At 31.7% G+C, this 2,422-nt stretch carries 1 protein-coding gene, 1 pseudogene and 1 other annotated feature; the gene and the pseudogene both read left to right on the top strand.

The features are described 5' to 3' along the window. The first annotated feature begins 272 nt into the window (after positions 1-272). Complete coding sequence (locus RR409_RS21030; RefSeq protein WP_332559729.1) at positions 273-1,532, top strand: transposase; 1,260 nt, start codon at positions 273-275, stop codon at positions 1,530-1,532. A 230-nt stretch (positions 1,533-1,762) separates the two neighbouring features. Continuing rightward, positions 1,763-1,993 (top strand) — a binding site (T-box leader). Between the two features lie 57 nt (positions 1,994-2,050). Continuing rightward, a pseudogene (locus RR409_RS21025) lies at positions 2,051-2,422 on the top strand (tryptophan--tRNA ligase); the annotation flags it as partial.

Here is a 2,422-nt window from a genome sequence, read left to right as displayed (position 1 = left end):
ACTTTTATAAAAATGCAAAAGTTATATTTACCTATGTAAGCTTCCAAGGAGAAGTGGACACTATCAGAAGTTTAGCATTTGAAAAAAATATTAGCCTCCAAGCCTTTATAAGTTAAAGGCTTGGAGGCATTTTCATTTTTACATGTAAAATACGATTTTTGATGGAAATTGTAACACAAATATTTATCTGAAAAATCTTGAAAATTGCATAATAAAAGCATCCTTTCTATAATTAGTTTTACGAGAAAAAACAAAGAAAGGATGCTGATAAAATGAGTAAAAGTTATTTAAAACAAATGCTCACTTACTTTAATAAGGTATATCATCTTGGAGAAAAAATCAATAGTTTAGAGGATAAAAGAATAAAATCTCCAGTTAATGTTGCAACAATTAGCTTTGTAGTGCTATTTGGATTTATGCTTCAAATAAGAAGTTTTAACAAGTTAGAACATTGGCTCAAAGTAGGAAAGCTAAAGAAAGTAATACCACCCAAAACAAAAATGCCACGCATTGATGCCGTTAGGCGGTGTTTAAAAGATTTTGATACTGATGGTTTAAAAAATATTCAAGAAGATATAATAAAAACTATAACTAAAAATAGAGTCTTTGGGAAAGGTACCATAGATGGATTTAAAGTAGCAGCTATAGATGGTGTAGAATTGTTTGAAAGCACTGAAAAGCAATGTACAGAATGCCTTACAAGAGAAAGTAAAACAGGGGTGATGCATTATTTCCATAGGTCAGTAGTTTGTGCAACCGTAGGTTCTGATCCACATATCATATTGGGTCAAGAAATGCTTAAACCCAAGCATGATGGTTCTAATAAAGATGAAGGTGAAATAACAGCGGGTACAAGGCTAATAAAAAAGTTGTACAAGCAACATCATCATTTTGCTGATATTATAGTAGCGGATGCTTTATACTGTAAATCTACTTGGGTTAAAAGTATTTTGGATATTGGAATGGATGCTGTTGTAAGAGTTAAAGATGAGCGACTTCACATTGTGAAAGATGCATTAGCTATATTTAATTGCCGAGAGGCAGATAAGGTTTGGGAAATTAAAGAAAATACTAATGTTAATAAATATAAGTTGATTAAGGCTTGGGATGAAGATTGGTTTGAAATGTCAAACTCAGGTATTGTGGTGAGATTCATAAAATTTATAGAAGAATTCCACAATGAAGACAAAGTTGAGATTAAAGAAAGTTGGATTATAACAACTAATAAAACCATTGCTGTAGAAACTTTATGGAAGATAATGCATAAAAGATGGGATATTGAGAATAATGTATTTCGTCAATTAAAAACAGAATGGCATATGAAGCATTGTTTTCTTCATAGCCCTACGGGCGTAGAGACCGTATTGATGTTTCAAATTATAGCATTTAATCTCATGCAGCTATATTTCTTTCGGTGTATTAGGGAGTTTAGAAAGAAACGGATGCTTCAAACAAATATTATTGAAGATATACGCGATGAGCGATTTACAATCGAAGATGGTTGGTTAAATCCACTATTTGAAAAAACGTAGTTTAAATCTAAAACAGGAAAATAATTGTCAGGTTTTTATGGGGTAAGGGGAAGTTATACTTATTTTCAAGACCTGTCGGTCTGCGGACTTACCAGTCCTTTGATTTAGTTGAATAAATTACAATTATAGTAAAAAGAAAATTTTCACTGGAATTTTGGTGCTAAACTTCTGTCACAGATAAAGAACTATTGACATAGGTTATTATAAGAATTATAATAATAGAAAATATTAAAAAATCGTTGAAGCGAAGTAAGTAGTGTTAAACACAGATTTAAAGAGAGTGATAGCTGGTGGAATTATCACAATTATGCTTAATATGAATGGGTCGCTGAGATACTGGGTGAAATTCAAGTAGCTTAGTACGTATGCTCACGTTATAGAGCTAGGATATGAATGTATCTTAAAAGAGATGAGAGCTTAGCTTTCAAAATAGGTGGTACCGCGTAATTTATGCCCTATGGAATTATTTCCATAGAGCTTTTTTTATTATATTGATAAATTGAAGGGAGAAATAAATCATGGATGAAAACAAAAAAGTTATATTAAGTGGAATAAAGCCTTCAGGCGATTTAACATTAGGAAATTACTTAGGAGCTATTAAAAACTGGGTTAAGCTTCAAGATGAATATGATTGCTATTTCTTTATTGCAGACCTACATGCAATAACAGTAAGACAAGTGCCGGCTGAACTTAGAAAAAGAAGTTTAGAGGTATTAGCAATATATATTGCAGCAGGTGTAAATCCAGATAAGAATACAATGTTTATTCAATCACATGTACCAGCACACTGTGAAGCTTCTTGGCTTTTAACTTGTAACAGCTATATGGGTGAGCTTAGCAGAATGACTCAATATAAGGAAAAATCTAAAAATAGTGGGGATAGTATAAAT

This window comes from Clostridium sp. (assembly GCF_036642255.1).
In the GTDB taxonomy this organism is placed as follows: domain Bacteria; phylum Bacillota; class Clostridia; order Clostridiales; family Clostridiaceae; genus Clostridium_J.
The sequence above is the reverse complement of the archived record's forward strand: the minus strand, read 5'-3'. Positions and strand labels throughout refer to the sequence as shown.